Here is a 14,428-nt window from a genome sequence, read left to right as displayed (position 1 = left end):
ACGGACAAGCAGCAGTGCGCGCCCGTCCTTGGATCCCCCGCCCGAGCGGCGCGACGATGAGTCTCGCAGGTCGAACAGGGAGGGGAACCCAATGAGATTACGCAGTTCAACCAGCACACTCGCCGTCGCGTGTGCACTTTCGCTGGCTGTTGCCGGAGCCCCGGCAGCGAACGCCGCCGGCCACGCGCAGGCGGGCCACCACTGGAGCACCACGATCGACGACAGCGTGTTGGCGCCGTTTCAGCTCGCGGTCAACCACCAGAACGTCTACGCCACCGACGGCCTCGTCGGAACGGTCACGAAGTACGACCAGCAGGGCCACAAAACGGTCCTTGCCTCGACCGGGGGAGAGACCGACGGGATCGACGTCTCACCGGACGGCCGGACGTACGCCTACACCGGCATCGACAGCGGTGGCGCGTACCTGCAGATCGTCGGCCCGGACAAGCCGCTGCGGGTCGATCTGGGAACGTACGAAGCCACCCGCAACCCGGACGCGGGCGTCACCTACGGGATCGTCGCCGGTGGCAACCCGTGCGCGGAAGCGGTGCTCGGCCAACTGACCGGCGGACCGGCGACCTATACCGGAGTCGTCGATGCACACCCGTACGCCGTCGCGTGGATGGGCAACGGCAATTGGGCGGTGGCCGACGCGGCTGGCAACGACATCCTGGAGGTGACGGCGAGCGGGCAGATCTCCACCCTCGCGCTGCTGCCGACGCAGCCGATCACGATCACCGCTGAGATGGTCGCGGCTGGCGGACTACCGGACTGCGTCGCCGGAGTGACGTACGCCTTCGAGCCGGTGCCGACCGACGTCGAGTGGATGGGTGGCCAGCTGTGGGTGAGCACCCTGCCTGGTGGCCCGGAGGATGCCAGCCTGGGCGCGCGCGGCTCGGTCTATCGGGTCAGCCCGACCAGCGGGAAGTCGTGGCTGGTCGCCGGCGGATTCCTCGGCGCCACCAACCTGGCGGTCCGCCCCGACGGGACGGTCTTCGTGGCGGAATTATTCGGCGGCAAGATCACTGGGATCAACGGATCGAAGCGGTGGACGGCCCACTCGGTGGCCAGCCCGTTGTCCGTGGAAACCCAAGGGTCATCGCTCTGGTTCGGCACCTTGGCGGATGTCGATTTCGAGACCGGGACCGTCAACGGCCCGGGCTCACTGCAGCACCTGAAGCAGATCAGGCGCTGAGCGCAGGGGAGAAGGCCGGGTCGTGGGGGCGCGACCCGGCCTCGCTCTGTCAGCAGCCAGCCGCTGGGTGGGCGTGATGCCGAACCGGCCCCGAAAGACCCGCGCGAAGTGGGCCGGATCGGCGAAACCACAGGCGTACGCGACCTGGGTGACGGTGCCGCGAGCAACCGGTTCGTTTCCGCCGACGGCAAGCAATTCGTACGCCCGGTCGAGCCGGCGGTGCAGCAGAACCCGACAGAAGCTGGTGCCCTGCGCCGCGAACAGCTTGGTCAAGTAACTCACCGAGATGCAGAGGCGGGCGGCCACGTCGGCGGGATGTAGCGCGGGATCGAACAGCGACCGGTCGATCTCGTCGAGCGCAGCCTGCAGGGTTTGACAGCGGCTGTCCTGCTGGGGCTGCGGAACGGCGTCGCTCACCGCGAGCGCCACGAGCCCGAGCACGTGCCCGGTCACCCCACGGATGGCCCGGTTGTCGCTGCGGGCAGGGTTTCCGGCCAGAGCTCGTACGGCCGCTGACGCGATCGCGCCGACCGGGCTGGCCGACGAAATCAGTCGGCCGGTGCAGTCAGCGGGTTGCGCGAGCAGCGGGTCGAGCATCGCGTGCGGAATGGTCAGCGTGATTTGATCGAATGAGGCAGCGAAACTGAGACTGAACGGCCGTGCGCCGTCGATGAGGACGAAGTCGCCCGGGCCTGTCGCGACCCGGCGGCCGTCCTGGATCGCCAGCCCGTGGCCGCGGGTCGGCAGGTTCAGGAAGTAGAGGTCCCCGGGGGCCAGGCCCACCAACTCCGGGGTGCGGTTCACCGACTGGGCCTCGGAGCGTAGACGAGTGACGCCGAGATCGCCGACCTGCCTGGCCGCCAGACTCGAGGAGAAACCGTCGACCTCCAGGGCGCGCTCGAGCGTCACCGGCAAGTAAACCTCGTCAACGATTTGTTGCCAGACCCGGAACTGTTCGTGGACGGCGACTCCCTCGGTCGTCCACGAATGATCTGCCGTGGAGGGCATGAAATGACTGTAGAACTTCCGGCGGATCGCCGCCGTGAGTTTCCTGGGGTTCATCTCCGGTGAGGGCGTGTCAGGCTTAACCCATGCGCTTCGGAATCACGATCCTGCCCGAACACCGTTGGTCCCACGCCAAGGACCTCTGGGGTCGGGCCGAGGTGCTCGGCTTCGACCATGGATGGACCTACGACCACATCACCTGGGCCGGGCTGCCGGAATCCCCCTGGTTCTCCGCGACGACCACCCTCACCGCGGCGGCGACGGTCACCGAGCGGATCAAACTCGGCATGTTCGTCGCCTCACCCAATTTCCGACACCCGGGGGCCTTTCTGCGGGAGATCACCGCGCTGGAGGACGTCTCCGGTGGCCGTCTGCTGCTCGGCCTGGGCACCGGAGGCGACCTCGACTCGCGCATCCTGGGCGGCCCGGAGCTGACCGTGAAGCAGCGCGTCGACCGGTTCGAGGAGTTCGTGCGGCTGCTCGACCGGCTGCTGACCGAACCGGTCGTCGACCATGAAGGCGAGTGGTACGTCATCCGACACCTGAACACCGCGCCCGGACCGGTGCAGCAGCCCCGTACGCCGTTCGTGATGGCCGGCAACGGACCCCGCTCCCTAAGGCTGGCGGTGCAACTCGGCGCCGGTTGGGTCACCACCGGCATCAAGGGCGACGACCAGGAGCAGTGGTGGGCGTCGCTGCGCGAGCTGAGCGGACGGCTCGACGACGCACTGGACAAGGCCGGCCGCAGCGGCGAGCACTTCCCGCGCTACCTGAACCTGGACGCCGGCCACGAGTTCTCGCTGACGTCCCGGGACCGGTTCGTCGACATGGTCGGCCGCGCCGGCGAGCTGGGCTTCACCGACCTGATCACCCACTGGCCGCGCCCGGGCGGCCCGTACGCCGGGTCGGTCGAGACGCTGGAGGAGGTCGCCGGACTGTTGCCGCAGCTGCGGTGACGCCCGACTACTGCCCTCCGGGGTGACCCGCCGCTGGGTCCGGGCGCGGATCCGGCGGCGCGGCTGATCGCGTACGGGCGGGCGAGTCACCTCGGCGTGCCTATCGCATGGGATTAGGCAGACATCCGCCTAGCCACGGTCAACCGCACCCGGTCCAACGAACACGACATCCGCGACCTGTTCTTCCCAGCTGGTCTCATCCGGCTCAGTTCGTTGGCTCAAGCGACAGGGTCTGCTGCTCGGCCGACTGCGGCTTGCCATGCTGGCCAGCGGTGCGGCCCGTCCACGACCGGATCGGCGTTGTTACCACGGCCTGCCCCGGACCACCGGGCACGGAGATCACCAGACCGCTGTAGCGGTTGACGATGCGAACCGTGCCGGTCGCGGCTCCGTCGATAGGCGAGGTGCTGGGCAGAACCCACCATTGCTGGCCCACGGTGGCGGCGGTGCCCGCGGGCGTGACCGTTGGCTTTGTCCCCCAGGCGCGATTAGCAGTAGAGCGTGAGTCGACGCCGAGCAGACCACCCGTCGCGGCGTTGACGATGCGGTACGACCCGTCGCCCTCGGCGACGAACCGCCACGAGCTGAGACCAGCGCTCTTACGGACCGACGTCGTTGCACTGCCTCCGGGCTGCTGCGAAAGCAGCCAACCGTGGGCCGAGATCCGGTACGTCGCAGCGGTATCCACCGGTCGAGCGGGTGCGGTGGTGTCGATCGCCACGTTCGCGTACTCGCTGTCGGCACCATTGGAGCAGCCGAACGAGCAGTACATCCGGAAGCTCCTGCCCACAATCGCCGAGCTCGATGCGTTGGCGGTGTCGAGGAACCAGCGGTACCAGGAGGCTGTCGTATAGCTGCCGGTGTCTCCGATCAGCTTCCACTTGGGGGTTGCCAGGTTGTCAGTGGCGTAGATCTCCTGCGGTGCATTGCCGCTCTGATCGACGCCCTGCGGCTCACCGATGTACAGGCCGAGGTAGGCGTTGTAGGTGATGTCCATGACGAATAGTGGTGAGGTTGGCGGCGTCTTACCGACCGCGCTCCGTACGCCGAACTGCTGGCCTTCGTCCGGACCCACCGGTCGAGCGCCGAGCAGGCCCTGCGCACCATCGACCACGTCGACGGGACCACCCTGGCCGCCCACGCGACCGTGCCGGCGCGCTTCTCGGTGGCACTGATGGATCCGATCTGCCCGCCTTCCGGCGTCTTCGCCGCCCACCACCATTACCGCGGACCCAAGGAGCTCGACATCTACCCGTACAACGAACACGAAGGCGGCGCGGCCGACAGCGAGATCGCCTCGATCCAGTGGCTGCAGGAGCAGTGGGCATGAGCGGGGACCGTACGACCGGACCCGGCCATCTGATAGCGGTCCGCGGCACCTCCGACCCCGACCGCCCGCGCGGTCTGCACAAGGTCACCCGGACCACCTGATGCTCCTCCACGCGCAGCAGCTGATCACCGGAACCTCCACCGACGACGGCGTCGTGAGTGAGGGGTGGGTGCGGGTCGATGACGGCCGCGTCACCGAGGTCGGTCACGGTCCGGCACCCGGGGCGCCCGACATCTCGTACGACGGCACCCTCGCGCCCGCGTACGTCGACATCCACTGCCACGGGGGAGGAGGCGGCGACTTCGCCTCGGCCGATGCCGACGCCGTACGGACCGCGGCCGCCCACCACGCGGCCCATGGCACCGGCGCCATGCTCGCCTCCCTGGTGACCGCGCCGGTCGACGACCTCTGCCGACAGCTCGCCGTGATCGCCGACGTGGTCGAAGCCGGTGACAGCGTCGTGGCCGGCGCCCACCTGGAGGGACCGTTCCTCTCGGCCGCTCGCTGCGGCGCGCAGAACCCGGCTCACCTCGTCGACCCCGACGTCGCCGCCTTCGACCGCATGGTCGAGGCGGCTCGCGGCAAGCTGCGGATGATCACCGTCGCGCCGGAACTGCCCGGCGCGGTCGACCTGATCCGTGCTGCCCGCCGGGCCGGGGTCGTCGTTGCGATCGGCCACACCGACGCGACGTACGACCAGTGCCGCCCGGCCCTCGACGCCGGCGCCACCGTCGCGACCCACCTGTTCAACGGGATGCGCCCGATCCACCACCGCGAACCCGGCCCGCCGGTAGCCGCCCTCGACGCCTCGTTGTGGTGCGAGCTGATCAACGACGGGATCCACCTCGACCCGGCGATCGTGCGCACCGTCCACCGCACGATCGGCGACCGTACGGTGCTGGTCACCGACGCGATGAGCGCCACCGGCCTCCCCGACGGCGTGTACGAGCTCGGCGGCCTCGCGGTCACGGTCGTCGACGGAGCCGCTCGACTGACCGACTCCGGCGGCCTCGCCGGCAGCACGCTCACCATGGACGACGCCGTACGCCGGGCGGTCACCGACGGCATCCCACTCGCAGCGGCCATCCGCGCGGCCACCATCGCCCCGGCCACCGCGGTCGGGCTGACCGGCAGCGGACGCATCGTGCCGGGAGCGCGCGCCGACCTACTGCACCTCGCCGCCGACGGGTCGTTCGAGCGCGTGCCCACCGACCTGTCCTGAGGGCAGCGGCGGCGGGGGCCGCACCGCCCCCGCCGCCCGTCCTATCCGTCGGTGACGGTGACGCCGAGGATGTCGCCGGTGAACAGCCAACGGTCGGTCGGTCCGCCGTTGACGTAGGCCCGGTTGCCGCCGAGGGTCAGGTATAACTACATGCTTTCGATCCCTAACAAAATATTTCGGAAACAATCTCTTGTCGACGCGCCGAGTTGTCAGCTGCCGGTGAGCCCGGTGTCATCCAGTACCGGGACAAGGGGACGAACACCTGCCGACAGCGGGTACGGCTCGGCCCTGGCACCATGGACCGGTGACCGGGACCCACCTCGCCTTCTACCGCTTCGTCCGCATCGACGACGTCGCCGCCGTCTGCGACCGTCTGCGCGAGCTGACCGACGGCATGCTCGGCACGGTGCTGGTCGCCGCCGAGGGCGTGAACGGAATGCTGGCCGCTCCCGACGAGCGCGTCGCGCGGTTCGTCGACGAGGCGGCCGCGGACCCGCTGGCTGGCGTCGTGTTCGACGGCATCACCTACAAACAGACCGTGTACGAACGAGTCCCGTTCTCCCGCCTGATGATCAAGGCCAAACAGGAGATCGTGCCGCTGGGCGTCGATGGCCTGGACATGCCGTCCCGGGTCGACGACGTGGCCGCCACGGACGTACCGCCGGCGCAATGGCGCGAGCTGATCGACCGCGACGACGTCGTGGTGATCGACAACCGCAATTCGTTTGAGTACGAGGTGGGCCGCTTCCGCGGAGCGGTCGACCCGGGCGTGGTGAACTTCCGCGACTTCCGGGAGTTCGTGACGCAGCACGCCCCGCAGTGGCGGGCCGAGGGCAAGCAGGTGGCGATGTATTGCACTGGTGGGATCCGGTGTGAGAAGTCGAGCCCGTGGATGCAGGACCTGGGTTTGCAGGTCCACCAGTTGCAGGGCGGGATCCTGAACTATTTCGCGCAGGTCCCCGACGCGGATGCGGACTTCGAAGGTGAGTGTTTCGTGTTCGACAACCGCGTCACGCTCGACACCCAGCTGCGCGATGTGGGGCGCGACCGCAGCGAAGTCGACGGCTGAGCTCCCCTTCAAGGTTTGTTCGTCTGTTCGCCTGTTCGTCAGTTCACGGTCACCCGTGGAGGGCGCCGGGCGCGGGAGGCTGCCTTACCCCGTCTCTCGAAACCGAGGAAACTCATGCGTCATCGCATTCTGGCTGGCACGGCCGCCGCGCTCGCTCTCGCCATCCCCACCGTCGGCGCCGCCCATGCTGCCCCGAACGGACAGTCCACCTATACCTTCGCCGTCATTGGTGACGTGCCCTACGGCGCCGATCAGGTCGCCAAGTTCCCAGCCTGGATTCAGCAGATCAACGGTGACCGGGACCTGCATTTCACCACCCACCTCGGTGACATCAAGAACGGCTCGACGGTCTGCTCGAACGACTACTTCAACCTGATCAAGGCTGACGTCGACACCTTCGCGAAGCCGTTCATCTACACCGTCGGCGACAACGAGTGGACCGACTGCCACCGCCCCAACAACGGTGCCTACAACCCGCTCGAGCGCCTCAGCACGATCCGCTCGACGTTCTTCGCGCAGCCGAACCAGTCCCTGGGCGGCAAGCCGATGAAGTTGCAGTCGCAAGCTGCGCAGGGATCGCCGGAGAACCACGCCTGGCGGGCCGGCGGCGTCTCGTTCGCCGCCTTGAACATCGTTGGATCGAACAACGGACTGCAGCCGTGGACCGGCAACACCACCGCAACGCCCGAGCAGGTCTCGGCCGAGCAGTTGCGGATGGGCAACGCGATCTCGTTGCTGCGCAGCACCTTCGCCGATGCGAAGAAGCGCAACGACCGTGCGGTGTCGGTGATGATCCAGGCCGACATGTTCGACCCGACGTATACGCCGACCCCCGAAGACATCTCGGCGTTCACCCCGTTCGTGCAGGCGCTGGTCAAGGAGTCGAATGCCTATGACGGGCAGGTCTACCTGTTCAACGGCGACAGCCACATCTACAACTCCGACCACCCCTTGGCGGCCGGATCGCCGTGGCTGGAGCGTTACAGCGTGACGACACCGGTGACCAACCTCGAGCGGGTGACCGTCGACGGTTCGAACAACAACAAGGACTGGTTGCGGGTCACCATCAACAAGCCGACCGCCAGGGACGTACTGTCCTGGACCCGAGTTCCGTACGCCTTCTGAGGCCAAACCTGTTGCGGGGCTGGGTGATTCGTCACCCATCCCGCGCAGTTGGTGATCAATTGGGGCAGTGCTGCTCCAGCAGTTGGAGGATCCTGCGACCAGCGGGGTGAAGCAGCGTCTGACGATGCACAAACGCGACGATGCGGCGCTGCGGCGCCGGATCGACCACCGGTCGGGCAACCACGCCAGCGGGGAGATGCCGCGCGGCGAGATCAGGTATGACTGCGACGCCGATACCGGCCGCAACAAAGGCGATCGCTGTGTGGTGGTCGCCGGCCTGCGCCACGAATCGGGGCGTGAAACCCGCTGAGCGGGCGGATCTCTCGACGATGACGCCACAGTTTGTGCGCGCCGGGTCATCATCGATCCAGGCGCTTTGCGCGAGGTCGGCGAGCCGCACCTCCGCCTGGCCGGCGAGGGGGTGATCGGCCGACATGAGCACGACGTAGGGCTCGGTGGTCAGCAGGTGGCGTTCGTAGCCCTCCAAACGGGTCGGATCGCTCCCCGGAACCTCGGTCCGGAGCTCGATGTCCGGAGCTTGGGGCGGCAGCACGCCGTTCTCGTTGAGCCGAAACGCGAACTGCACCGCTGGGAACTCGCGCATCACGGTGGCGGCGACCGACGGCATCCACTCCTCGCCGGCGGAGGCGAACGTCGAGACGGTGACGGTCTCTGTTCGCCCGGCCCGCAGGTCCTCGATAAAGCCGTCCAATCGAGCGAGCGAACCCATGAGTTCCTCACTGCGAGTGGCGAGTTCAAGACCAGCAGCGGTCGGAACGATGCCCCGGCCACTGCGCTCGACCAGGCTCAGCTTCGTCTCCTTCTGCAGCGCCGCCAAATGCTGACTCACCGCCGAAGGGGTGTAACCCAAATGGTTGGCAGCGGCCCCCACGGATCCGCTGGCGACAACGGCGCGGAAGACCCGGAGACGGTTTACATCCTGCTGGCCCGGTCGGCCCGACGCGGGTGGGCCGAGATCGTCCACCAGTGGCGGGTGCAGGAGTACCTCCAGCACCGCCTGCTGTCCACTCTCCCGTGATCGCTCACGCCGATCACCGTTGGCGGGAACGCCACTCCCCCTAGGTTCGTCGTACGGCGCGGACCGTCACCAGCCGTCACACACAGACCCGGGAGGAAGAGTGGGCGAACTCGTCGCACGCTCGTCGCGCATCGTCGAAGCGCGACTGCAGAAATCATCAGTACGGGCCATCAGCGGATCGATGGTCTCCTATCAGGGGAACGTCCAGTTCAAGAACGCCGGCTTCGGAGGTGGGGCCGGCGTTCTCGCGGGACTGAAGCAGCGCGCCACCGGTGAGTCGATCTCGCTGATGGAGTGCACCGGCGACGGACTAGTGCAGTTCGCCGTGAACGCGCAGTACGTCACGGTGCTGCAGCTGACGAACGAGACGATGCGGGTCGAGAGCCGCCAGATCCTGGCGCTGGCCGGCGACCTGCAGACCGACGTGCAGTTCTCCGGCGTCAGCGGGATGAGCAGCGGTCAGGGGTTGTTCACCACGACCGTCACCGGCACCGGCCAGGTGGCGCTGCTCAGCGCCGGCGGCCCGCTGATCCACCTCGAGGTCAACCCGAACCTGCCGCTGGTCGTCGACCCCGACGCCTTCGTGGCGGCCAAGGGTCAGCTGCAGCAGTCGTTCGTCACCGACGTCTCCTGGCGCTCCGCCGTCGGGCAGGGCGGCGGCGAGGCCTTCTCCCTGCGCTGGCAGGGCCAGGGTGTCGTCTCGATCCAGCCGGCGGAGAGGTGACCGGGATGTTCCAGAAGGTCAACAGCAAGGTCGTCTCCGTGCAGCTAGGGCAGGCGGGTCCGATCGTCGCCCGCCGCGGCGCGATGCTCTTCTACTCCGGTCAGGTCGCGTTCGCACCTCATCAGGTGCCCGGTGCCGGTGGTGCGCCCGGCGCGTTCGGCGGCATGGTCGGCTCGATGATGCGCGGCGAGCACGAGCGCACGATGATCGCCCAGGGCAGCGGCGAGGTGCACTACGGCTACAAGGGGCTCGCGGTCCACGTCGTTGACCTGCCGCAGGGCGGCCAGGTGACGGCCGAGATGTCGCGGGTGCTGGCGTACACCTCCGGGATGCAGGCGTCGATCGTCTCCACCCAGTCGCAGCAGGGTGGCGGGGGCGGCGGTCTGCGGGGTGCGCTGCGCGGCGCGGCCTCGGGCGCCCTGACCGGTACGGGGATGTTCACCACCCAGCTGCAGGGCGTGGGTGCCGTGGTGCTGCTCGCCCACGGGGAGCTGATCGAGCTCCCGGTGGGCGCGGGTCCTGTCGTGGTGGATCCGCAGGCGTTCGTCGGCACGATCGGTGCCGTGCAGACCCAGCTGAGCAGCGCGCTGAGCTGGCGCGACGCGGTGGGTCGCGGCAGCGGCGAAGCGATGCAGTTGCAGTGCACCGGCCAGGGTGTGGTCCTGGTCCAGGCCTCGGAGGAGAAGCTGTGAGCAGAGTTCTGAACCCCGGCGACCTGCAGGGGAACGACAACGTCCCCGGCAACGAGTACGCCTACCACCTGACTCTCGACCGGCCGTGGTTCATGAGCAAGGGCGCGATGATCGCGTACTACGGCCAGGCGAACTTCCACGCGCTGGTGGCAGGGCTGTCCGGGCAGTTGATGCACCTGGTCTCGGGCACCTTCAGCGCGCCGATGTACCAGCAGGACTTCGTCGTCGCCGAGGGCCACGGGACGCTGATCATCGGCGACCGCGGCTACACGATCAACAGCTACGACCTCGACGACGGGAACCTGACCGTACGGGCGGCGAACCTGCTGGCCTTCGAGCCGGGCATCCAGCTCAACCAGTCGATCGTGCCGGGCTTCCTCACCCTCATCGGCACCGGCACGTTCCTCGCGTCCAGCAACGGACCGGTCATGTTCGCCGAGCCGCCGGTGCGCGTCGACCCCGAGGCGCTGGTCGGGTGGGCCGACTGCCCGTCGCCGTCGCTGCACTACGACCAGCACTGGATCGGCAGCTTCCTGGCGGCGGGCGCCGCGATGATGGGCGTCAACTCCGGTGAGGAGCGCCAGTACGACTTCACCGGTGCCGGCACCGTGCTCATCCAGAGCAGCGAGAAGGTGATCGAGGACCACCGGATCGTCCGCGACATCCAGCAGCAGTTGCCGCTCGTCTCCCCGCCGGGACTCGCGGCGCTGCAGCAGACGATCGCGGCCCAGCAGGGCCAGAACCGGTGACGCGTACGCTCGGCGCGTGACCTCGACGATCGATCTCGCCCACCGGTTCAGCGACGACCTGCGCGCCCTGCGTCGGGAGTTCCACCAGATCCCCGAACTCGGTCTGCGGTTGCCGCTGACCAAGGCGAAGGTGCTAGAGGCGCTCGCCGGGCTGCCGATCGAGATCCACCAGAGCGACACCCTCGACGCGGTGGTCGGCGTCATCCGCGGCGGGAAGCGCAGCGACGGACCGGTCGTGCTGCTGCGCGGCGACATGGACGCGTTGCCGGTGCAGGAGCTCACCGACCTCGACTACGCCTCCACCCACCCGGGGGTCATGCACGCCTGCGGCCACGACCTGCACATCGCCGGACTCGTCGGCGCGGCCCGCATCCTGTGCGAGCTGCGCGAGGAGCTGGCCGGCGACGTGGTGCTGATGTTCCAGCCGGCCGAGGAAGGCCCAGGAGGGGCGGAGCCGATGCTGGCCGAAGGGCTGCTGGACGTGGCGGGCCGACCGGTGGAGGCTGCGTACGCCCTGCATGTCGCGGCGGCGGAGGTCCCGGCCGGAACGTGGACCGGGAACCGCGGCGCAACGATGGCCGCGGCTGAGGACGTGTTGATCAAGGTCGAGGGAGCGGGCGGTCACGGCTCGCAGCCTTGGGATGCGATCGACCCCGTCCCGATCGCGTGTGAAATCGCGCTTGCGATCCAGACGCTGGTGACGCGCCGGTTCAGCCCGTTCGACCCAGTGGTGGCCGCCGTCGGGCGGGTGGCCGCAGGCACCAAATCGAACATCATCCCGGACTTCGCCGAACTCGACGTAACCCTTCGTACGCTCTCGCAGGAGAACCGGGTCTCCTTGCGGGAGAAGGTGATCCAGTTGGCGGAGGGGATCGCGTCGGCTCACGGGCTGACCGCGACGGCCCGGGTCGTCGAGTCGTATCCGCCGACGATCAATGACGCGACCGAATTTGACCGGGCGGTGCAGGCGCTGACTGACCTGTTCGGGCCGGAGGCTTACAGCGAGCGGCCGAACCCGGAGATGGGCGCGGAGGACTTCTCGTTCGTGCTCGAACAGGTGCCCGGCGCCTATCTCTTTCTGGGCGCCTGCCCGGGCGATCCGGAGACAGCACCCGACAACCACTCGCCGCGCGCCGCGTTCGACGACCAATACCTCTGGCAGGCGAGCGCCTGGCTGGCCGAAATGGCGCTGCGGCGCTGCGCTGTCTGATCGCGCGGGAAGAACCGTGCGGTTCGGGAGTGGAACCAGCCTGTCGGTCGTTGCGCCTAGAGTGACGAACAGTGGGGGATGCCCCTTGCGCGCGACCAAAAACGGAGAGGCACGACATGTCCGACCTTGACCTCGGTGGCCAGCCGACCAAGCCCGCAACCCAGAACCCGCCCGCTGGCGGCCTCGTGCTCGAGGCGCCCGCTCCGGTAGCCGTGGTTGAACAAACCCAGGCTGTGCAGGCGGTGCCGGTCAATGAGCAGGCGCAGTCCGAAATTGACCAAAAGGCCCAGGCTTATGTTCAGGACCTGACCTCGATGGACATGAAGTCGCCGGGTTTCACCGAGAAGGTGAACTCGATCGTGCTCATGGGCGACAGCGAGATCCGCAAGTCCTCCGAGGTGTCGAACCGGATGCTGCAGCGACCGGCCGCCCAGGGTGGCAAGGATTCCGCGCAGACGAAGGTCTCCGGAACGTTGATCGACCTGCGCCGCACGATCACCGACCTCGACCCGAACCGCGCCGATCTGAAGGGCGCCAAGAAGGTCCTGAAGTGGATCCCGGGCAGCAACAAGATCGAGAACTACTTCCAGAAATACCAGTCGGCCCAGAGCCACATCGACGCGATCATCCGCAGCCTGGCCGGTGGTCAGGATGAGTTGCGCAAGGACAACGCTTCGATCGACGTCGAGCGCACCAACATGTGGACCGCGATGCAGAAGTTGGGCGAATACAACCAACTGGCCACCGCGCTCGATAAGGCCGTTGAGGGCAAGATTGCCGGCCTCGAGGCCGAGGGCCGCACCGAAGACGCCCAGATCATGAAGTCCGACGTGCTGTTCGCGGTGCGCCAGCGCCGGCAGGACATCATGACCCAGATGGCTGTGGCCGTTCAGGGCTACCTGGCGCTCGATCTGGTGCGCAAGAACAACAACGAGCTGATCCGCGGCGTCGACCGGGCGCAGACCACGACGGTCGCAGCGCTGCGTACGGCGGTCATCGTCAGCCAGGCGCTGAGCCAGCAGAAGATCGTGCTCGACCAGATCACCGCGCTGAACTCCACCACCTCGAGCCTGATCGAGAAGACCAGCGAGCAGCTGAAGACCCAGGGTGCGGAGATCCACCAGCAGGCGGCCTCCAGCACCATCGAGATCGACAAGCTGCAGCGCGCGTTCGACAACGTCTTCCAGACGATGGACGCGATCGACTCCTTCCGGTCGCAGGCGACGCAGAACATGGCGCAGACCATCACCGCGCTGGAGGGCCAGGTCGAACGCGCCAAGCCCTACCTGGAGCGGTCGTTGCGCAACTCCGGCATCGACGCGACGACGTCGGCGAAGTTCCAGCCGCTGCAGTCCGGCAACCAGCAGCAGGGGCAGTTGCCCCAGGGCGTGCAGCCGCAGGCTCCGCGTCAGGGCGAGCAGCCGCCCTACCCCGGCAAGTAATGGGGCTGCTCTCGCGGCTCTTTGATCCGAACGCACACCCCGGGCCGGTCGGTCAGGCCGCCCGGGGCGCGGTCGGATCCGATCGTGCCCGGGAGCAGGCGTTGCGTGGCGGACGCGGTGGCTCGGCTCAGGCCGCCCCGCCCCCACCGGTCGGCGACGACGTTCCCTCCCTGCTGCGCCACACTCAGGCGCTGGTGTTGGAGATCAACACCAGCGCGGCCAACCTGCCCGGACTCGGAGTGGTGCTGGCGCGGTCGGTCACCGACACGATCACCCGGGTTCTCACCTCACCCGACGCGGCGATGCTCGACATCTCAGTGCGGGTGGCGATCTTCGGGGTGCTGACCGACTACCTGCCGGGGTCGATCCGCGCCTACGTCGCCGCCTCCCGGGTGGCCGGGCAGCAGGACCTCGCCCGGGCCGACGACCAACTGGTCGAGCAGCTGACCACCCTGCGCCGGTCGGTGCAACAGCTGGCCGACGCCAGCCGCGAGCGGGACCTGCAGGCGCTGCAGGTTCACGGCCGGTTCCTGGAGACCAAGTTCTCCCAGTCGGATCTGGAGCTCTGAGGCCCCGCGTCGTTCCGCCGGCCGGGTGTCAGCGAACGCATGGACGCCGCACAGATTCGCGCGGTGAAGTGCCAGGTTGGCGGCCTATCGTCCGCACCATG

16 protein-coding genes are annotated in these 14,428 nt (G+C 68.2%); 13 read left to right on the top strand and 3 right to left on the bottom strand.

Annotated features, from left to right (window positions below; genetic code table 11):
- The first annotated feature begins 91 nt into the window (after positions 1–91).
- Positions 92–1,195, top strand: coding sequence for a ScyD/ScyE family protein (locus tag ACYU98_RS03045; RefSeq protein ID WP_460466714.1), 1,104 nt, complete (start codon positions 92–94; stop codon positions 1,193–1,195).
- Here the strand turns inward: ACYU98_RS03045 and ACYU98_RS03040 are convergent.
- Positions 1,163–2,203 carry an AraC-like ligand-binding domain-containing protein gene (locus ACYU98_RS03040; protein ID WP_460466713.1) on the bottom strand — a complete coding sequence of 347 codons (1,041 nt, stop codon included), beginning with the start codon at positions 2,201–2,203 and terminating at the stop codon, positions 1,163–1,165. The two genes, ACYU98_RS03045 and ACYU98_RS03040, sit on opposite strands and share 33 nt — an antisense overlap.
- Before the next feature lie 83 nt (positions 2,204–2,286).
- Between ACYU98_RS03040 and ACYU98_RS03035 the strand changes: the two genes are divergently transcribed.
- Positions 2,287–3,156 (top strand): LLM class flavin-dependent oxidoreductase, encoded by an 870-nt coding sequence (locus ACYU98_RS03035; protein ID WP_460466712.1) that lies wholly within the window; start codon positions 2,287–2,289, stop codon positions 3,154–3,156.
- A gap of 205 nt (positions 3,157–3,361) precedes the next feature.
- Here the strand turns inward: ACYU98_RS03035 and ACYU98_RS03030 are convergent, their stop codons facing one another.
- Positions 3,362–4,297 (bottom strand): RICIN domain-containing protein, encoded by a 936-nt coding sequence (locus tag ACYU98_RS03030; RefSeq protein WP_460466711.1) that lies wholly within the window; start codon positions 4,295–4,297, stop codon positions 3,362–3,364.
- Between ACYU98_RS03030 and ACYU98_RS03025 the strand changes: the two genes are divergently transcribed.
- The 4 genes from ACYU98_RS03025 (at position 4,208) to ACYU98_RS03010 (ending at position 7,902) form a co-directional block, all read left to right on the top strand.
- On the top strand, positions 4,208–4,486 hold the full coding sequence (locus ACYU98_RS03025; RefSeq protein ID WP_460467404.1) for an acetylxylan esterase: 279 nt from the start codon (positions 4,208–4,210) through the stop codon (positions 4,484–4,486). The two genes, ACYU98_RS03030 and ACYU98_RS03025, sit on opposite strands and share 90 nt — an antisense overlap.
- Positions 4,487–4,586: 100 nt before the next feature.
- Positions 4,587–5,708 carry an N-acetylglucosamine-6-phosphate deacetylase gene (nagA, locus tag ACYU98_RS03020; RefSeq protein ID WP_460466710.1) on the top strand — a complete coding sequence of 374 codons (1,122 nt, stop codon included), beginning with the start codon at positions 4,587–4,589 and terminating at the stop codon, positions 5,706–5,708.
- 304 nt (positions 5,709–6,012) lie between these two features.
- Positions 6,013–6,777 (top strand): oxygen-dependent tRNA uridine(34) hydroxylase TrhO, encoded by a 765-nt coding sequence (gene trhO, locus ACYU98_RS03015; RefSeq protein ID WP_460466709.1) that lies wholly within the window; start codon positions 6,013–6,015, stop codon positions 6,775–6,777.
- A gap of 114 nt (positions 6,778–6,891) precedes the next feature.
- The gene (locus tag ACYU98_RS03010; protein ID WP_460466708.1) at positions 6,892–7,902 is read left to right on the top strand and encodes a hypothetical protein; all 1,011 of its coding nucleotides are present in this window, start codon (positions 6,892–6,894) and stop codon (positions 7,900–7,902) included.
- 55 nt (positions 7,903–7,957) lie between these two features.
- On the opposite strand, the gene ACYU98_RS03005 is transcribed toward ACYU98_RS03010, so the two are convergent.
- Positions 7,958–8,794, bottom strand: coding sequence for a LysR family transcriptional regulator (locus ACYU98_RS03005; protein ID WP_460466707.1), 837 nt, complete (start codon positions 8,792–8,794; stop codon positions 7,958–7,960).
- Between ACYU98_RS03005 and ACYU98_RS03000 the strand changes: the two genes are divergently transcribed.
- From ACYU98_RS03000 to ACYU98_RS02970, 7 genes are all read left to right on the top strand, one after another.
- Positions 8,774–8,941 (top strand): hypothetical protein, encoded by a 168-nt coding sequence (locus ACYU98_RS03000; protein WP_460466706.1) that lies wholly within the window; start codon positions 8,774–8,776, stop codon positions 8,939–8,941. The genes ACYU98_RS03005 and ACYU98_RS03000 overlap by 21 nt on opposite strands.
- 100 nt (positions 8,942–9,041) lie before the next feature.
- A complete protein-coding gene (locus tag ACYU98_RS02995) occupies positions 9,042–9,665 on the top strand; it encodes an AIM24 family protein (protein WP_460466705.1) in 624 nt (207 codons plus the stop codon).
- Between the two features lie 5 nt (positions 9,666–9,670).
- Positions 9,671–10,357 (top strand): AIM24 family protein, encoded by a 687-nt coding sequence (locus tag ACYU98_RS02990; RefSeq protein ID WP_460466704.1) that lies wholly within the window; start codon positions 9,671–9,673, stop codon positions 10,355–10,357.
- Entirely contained in the window at positions 10,354–11,106 is a 753-nt protein-coding gene (locus ACYU98_RS02985) for an AIM24 family protein (RefSeq protein ID WP_460466703.1), read from the top strand. Before ACYU98_RS02990 ends, ACYU98_RS02985 begins: the two co-directional genes overlap by 4 nt.
- 16 nt (positions 11,107–11,122) lie before the next feature.
- Positions 11,123–12,316 carry a M20 metallopeptidase family protein gene (locus ACYU98_RS02980; protein WP_460466702.1) on the top strand — a complete coding sequence of 398 codons (1,194 nt, stop codon included), beginning with the start codon at positions 11,123–11,125 and terminating at the stop codon, positions 12,314–12,316.
- Positions 12,317–12,432: 116 nt separating this feature from the next.
- A complete protein-coding gene (locus ACYU98_RS02975) occupies positions 12,433–13,758 on the top strand; it encodes a toxic anion resistance protein (protein ID WP_460466701.1) in 1,326 nt (441 codons plus the stop codon).
- A complete protein-coding gene (locus ACYU98_RS02970) occupies positions 13,758–14,327 on the top strand; it encodes a hypothetical protein (RefSeq protein ID WP_460466700.1) in 570 nt (189 codons plus the stop codon). The genes ACYU98_RS02975 and ACYU98_RS02970 overlap by 1 nt, the downstream gene beginning before the upstream one ends.
- Positions 14,328–14,428 lie beyond the last annotated feature (101 nt).

It is taken from the genome of Calidifontibacter terrae (genome assembly GCF_054778835.1).
The sequence above is the reverse complement of the archived record's forward strand: the minus strand, read 5'-3'. Positions and strand labels throughout refer to the sequence as shown.

Bases quoted from the DNA above. Each gene is read 5' to 3' on its own strand.
- ACYU98_RS03040 (WP_460466713.1), bottom strand. From the start codon at position 2,203: ATGCCCTCCACGGCAGATCATTCGTGGACGACCGAGGGAGTCGCCGTC.
- ACYU98_RS02990 (WP_460466704.1), top strand. From the start codon at position 9,671: ATGTTCCAGAAGGTCAACAGCAAGGTCGTCTCCGTGCAGCTAGGGCAG.
- ACYU98_RS03045 (WP_460466714.1), top strand. From the start codon at position 92: ATGAGATTACGCAGTTCAACCAGCACACTCGCCGTCGCGTGTGCACTT.
- ACYU98_RS03000 (WP_460466706.1), top strand. From the start codon at position 8,774: ATGGTTGGCAGCGGCCCCCACGGATCCGCTGGCGACAACGGCGCGGAA.
- ACYU98_RS03010 (WP_460466708.1), top strand. From the start codon at position 6,892: ATGCGTCATCGCATTCTGGCTGGCACGGCCGCCGCGCTCGCTCTCGCC.
- ACYU98_RS02970 (WP_460466700.1), top strand. From the start codon at position 13,758: ATGGGGCTGCTCTCGCGGCTCTTTGATCCGAACGCACACCCCGGGCCG.
- ACYU98_RS02975 (WP_460466701.1), top strand. From the start codon at position 12,433: ATGTCCGACCTTGACCTCGGTGGCCAGCCGACCAAGCCCGCAACCCAG.
- ACYU98_RS03035 (WP_460466712.1), top strand. From the start codon at position 2,287: ATGCGCTTCGGAATCACGATCCTGCCCGAACACCGTTGGTCCCACGCC.
- nagA (WP_460466710.1), top strand. From the start codon at position 4,587: ATGCTCCTCCACGCGCAGCAGCTGATCACCGGAACCTCCACCGACGAC.